Consider the following 3,953-nt stretch of genomic DNA (forward strand, 5'->3'; position numbering starts at 1 on the left):
TCCCTGTTCCCCACCGGCCGTTGGGAATACCATGGCGTTTCCCGGCGCATGTGGAGAGAGCGAGGACATTACCTGCATTGTAAACGCAAAACGGCAAAATGCAAAGCAAAGAGCGGGTCGTATCGTCTCGAGCCGTNNNCCGCCGGGTTGGAAAAGTATTTCCGGGTTATTTCCGGGGGGATGCTCCCGCCTCCTCCACGGGCGGGGGAGAACCCCGACAGGGGGGCCGCGGGGAATTCTGCCATTACCGATATGCGTTATCGATAACGGAGGCTCTCCAGAAAGCATAAATATTTCCAGCAGTTGGTAGCAACTCGCGTCGTGCTGCCGCCGTTGCCCCCGAAAAAGGCCCGTCCCCGGCGACCGGCGGAAAACGCCGCTTTCCGGCAGGTTTGCCGCCCGGCCCTCCGGGGATTTCCACAATAATCCCACGTTGGCGTGGTTATTGCTGATTAACACGGCGGGGCCCGCTTTCCCCGCGCGGCGCGTAAATTTTCACGGTTCCGGGACATGCGTTCCCCGGATATGCAGGGGCGCGGCGAAAGGTGGTTCTCATTTTACGAAAACCGCGTTATAATGAGCGCTGAAAAGACATATCGAAAGCAGGCAAACGGCCCAGAGCGGGGCTTTTTTACCGCAAATCAATGGGGGGAGGGGATCTTGTGAGAAGCGTAAAAAGGCAGTACAGGATCTTGGCCGTCGTTTCCTTCCTTGTCGCGTTCGTCTCCATATCGGGCGTACCGGGCATTTTCCAGGGAGATTTTTCCGCGCGGGCGCAGGTGCGCGACAGGGGGGGGCGTGGGTCCGTGAGTTTCAATTTCGAGGACGCCGACATCTTCGAGGTAGCGCGGGTCGTCTTCGGGGAGGTGCTGAAGGTAAATTACGTCATTTACCCCGAAGTGACGGGCAGGGTCACCTTCCGGACCTTCGCGCCCATCCCGCGCAGCGAGGTCCTCTCGGTCATGGAGGTTATCCTGCGGATCAACGGCATCGGTTTCGTGGAGGAGAAGGGCATCTACCGGATCGTACCCCTGGAGCAGGTGTCGGACGAGTTCATCACCTCCCAGGCGGGCAAGGACCCCGACGACCTGAGCATCGAGCTTTTGCCCGTTGAGAACGTAAGCGTGGGGGAGTTCATGGAAGACCTGGAGAGGGTGATCAGAATCCCCCTCCGGGAGGGGGCGGTGAAGGTGCTCCCCATCGAGAAGTTAAACGCCCTGCTCATCATCAGCACGAAGGAGAGCCAGCTGGTAAACGTGAGGAAGTGGGTCGGGAAGATCGACGCGCTCTTCAAGGTCTCCAAGCCGCGGGTGTTCATCCATCCCGTGAAGAACGGCCGGGCAGAGGAGATCGTCGCGGTCCTGGAGGAGATATTTTTCGGGGAGCAGAAGGAAGTGACCGTAAAAGGGAGAGAGGCGCCGCCGATCCCCGTGGGACAGCCCCGGGGTGAGGCCCCGCCCACACCGAGGGCGAAGTCATCGGTGGCGTCCCCGGTAGGAACGAGCCTGGTTTCCGAGTCGGCGCGGGTGTTCACCGACGAGGTGACGAATTCCATCGTGGTCGTCGGGACGCCGGACGACTACGCGGTCATCAAGGGGGCCATCGAGCAGCTCGACATCATTCCCCGCCAGGTGCTGATCGAGACGATGATCGCCGAGGTGGACCTGTCCGACGACTTCCGCTTCGGGATCGAGTGGTCCTTCACCCACCATGTCGGGCTGGGAGGCGGCCGCATAGACTTGGACAGCGAGACGGGCTTTGACTCGGGCAACCTCGGCCCGTCAGCCACGGAGGGCTTTACCTTCGTGGGGGTCGACCAGTCGGGGGTCGTGCGGGCGTTCCTGCAGGCCGTCGAGGCAAAATCGAAGGTGAACATCCTGGCATCGCCCAACATTCTCGCCATCGACAAGAAGGAGGCGAATATCCAGATCGGCGACCAGGTGCCCGTCGCCACCTCGGAGACGGCCGTCGCCGGGACGACGGACATCCAGAGGACGATCCAGTACCGCGACACGGGCGTCATCCTCTCCGTCAAGCCGCAGATTAACGACGGCGGGGTGATCGTCTTGGACATATCCCAGGAAGTTTCCGACTTTTCGGTGCAGAACATCCTGGGCTCCGACCAGGTGGTGATATCCACCACGAACGCCTCCACCAGCCTGGTTGCCAAGGACGGGCAGACCATCATCATCGGCGGCCTGATCCGCGAGAGAAAGTCCAAGTCGCGGGACTACGTGCCGATCCTCGGCAGGATACCCATCATCGGCTACCTCTTCGGATTCACCTCGGTGACCAAGCAGAAGTCCGAGGTGGTGATCCTCTTAACGCCCCGCGTCATCACCGACCTCGAGCAGGCAAAGGACGCCACGAGGGATTTCATCCTGCGGCTCAACACCTTCGAGCCGGAGATCGAGAAGGATAAGCTCATAAAAGAGAGCGAGGAGAGGCTCGGTTCGGGCCTTTCGTCGAGCTTCGCAGGAAGCCCCGTAAACCTCGAGTAAGACTTTTTCCGGAGAATTCGGTTTTTTTCCTGACGGCGGCCGCTTGGCCCGGCGGCTACCGCCGGGGCCTGCCCCGTGCGGGGGGTGTTCTTTGTTTCTCCCGGGCCGGTCTCGCTCCCCGCGGGATCTCCGCAGCCGGGTTGTAGAGCGGCACGGCCATCTCCTCCTCCCCCCGCACCATGATGACCCTGTCGGGCTCGATGATCTTTAGGACGTATCCCGAAATGGTATCGCCCACCCGGAGGACCGATATTCTCTTCCTCCTCCCCCTGGCCCTCCTCCTGGAGGACCTCTCCTCCACGAAGGCCAGGGTCACGTCGTCGGTAACCAGCGTCCCGTACAGGGTGAACTCAACGTCGGGCAGCGGCGCCTGGACGACCTCGACGGCCTCCTCCGGTGGCGGGGGCTTCCTGTCGGGGTGGAACAGGTTCAGCTCTCCCACGACGGTGTAGTCCGAGAGGTCGGCAGGCGCATCGAAGGAGATAACGTCGCGGGGCGACTCCCCCTGCGCCTCCGGTGCGGGCATCTCTATCGTTCCCCTCTTTTTCAGGGAGGGGTAGAGGGCGAAAGCGGCGGCGGCCATGACGACGACGAGGAACACGTTCAGGGGGGTGATGTTCCGCAGTATGTATCGCAGGGCGGGCATCTTCCATTCACTCCTTCAGGGCGGAGAGGCTCATCTTCGTGTTGATCTCCCGGGGGGACCTGATGTTGACGACCCGCACCTCGAGCTCGCTGACCACCACGGAGGGGGTGCGGCTCTCCAGGGCGTAGAGGATTTCGGCGAGCGCCCCCGAGTCGGGTATCACCGCGTCGATGTTGACGTTTACGACCGTCATCTCCCCGACCTCCTCCGTCTTGCCGACCCGCTCGCTCGAGACCCTGCCGCCCTTCGCCGTTATGGCGCTCTTTGCGATGTCAAGCAGGCTCGCGGCGGCAAGGGAGGGTGTTTCCCCGGCGATGAGGTTCGCGTCCAGGCGTTTCCGGGCCTTTTCCAGCCGGGCGAGACGATCCTCCAGGGCACCCTTCTCGGCGATCACCTTCACGTATTTCTCCAGCGTCTTCATCTTTATCCCCCGCTCTTCCTGCACCGCGTCGATCCGCTCCTGGATCGTCACGTAGCCGTACTGGTACGCCACGAAGCCCGCGAGGATGATGGCCACGGGGAGGGTGAATATGAGGGTCCTGCTCTTTTTCATCTTCCCGCCCCCTCCACGTCCATCTTTATGGAGAAGCGCTCTTTGTTCGTCCTCCGGTCCCGCAGGGTGGGGGACATGAACGCCACGTTCTTCAGGACCTTGGAAGCCTCGAGCTTCGACAGAAGGCCGGCGGACGATTCGGCGTAGCCGCTGACGATGACGCTGTTCCCCTTGAACTTCAGCGTCGTTGCCCAGGCGCTCTCGGGCAGGTTCTCCGTTACCTCCTTGACGACCTTGAGAACCGGCGGGGCAT

4 protein-coding genes are annotated in these 3,953 nt (G+C 61.9%); 1 reads left to right on the top strand and 3 read right to left on the bottom strand.

What is annotated here, in order from left to right; genetic code table 11:
* The first annotated feature begins 662 nt into the window (after positions 1–662).
* Positions 663–2,501 (top strand): hypothetical protein, encoded by a 1,839-nt coding sequence (locus tag GTN70_01455; protein ID NIO15663.1) that lies wholly within the window; start codon positions 663–665, stop codon positions 2,499–2,501.
* Positions 2,502–2,556: 55 nt separating this feature from the next.
* On the opposite strand, the gene GTN70_01460 is transcribed toward GTN70_01455, so the two are convergent.
* The 3 genes from GTN70_01460 to GTN70_01470 form a co-directional block, all read right to left on the bottom strand.
* Complete coding sequence (locus tag GTN70_01460; GenBank protein NIO15664.1) at positions 2,557–3,147, bottom strand: hypothetical protein; 591 nt, start codon at positions 3,145–3,147, stop codon at positions 2,557–2,559.
* Positions 3,148–3,154: 7 nt separating this feature from the next.
* Entirely contained in the window at positions 3,155–3,700 is a 546-nt protein-coding gene (locus GTN70_01465; GenBank protein ID NIO15665.1) for a hypothetical protein, read from the bottom strand.
* A partial coding sequence (locus GTN70_01470) for a hypothetical protein (GenBank protein ID NIO15666.1) occupies positions 3,697–3,953 on the bottom strand: 257 nt, incomplete at its 5' end. The genes GTN70_01465 and GTN70_01470, both read right to left, overlap by 4 nt.

The sequence above is a fragment of the Deltaproteobacteria bacterium genome (assembly GCA_011773515.1).
Taxonomy (GTDB): Bacteria; Desulfobacterota; Deferrimicrobia; order J040; family J040; genus WVXK01.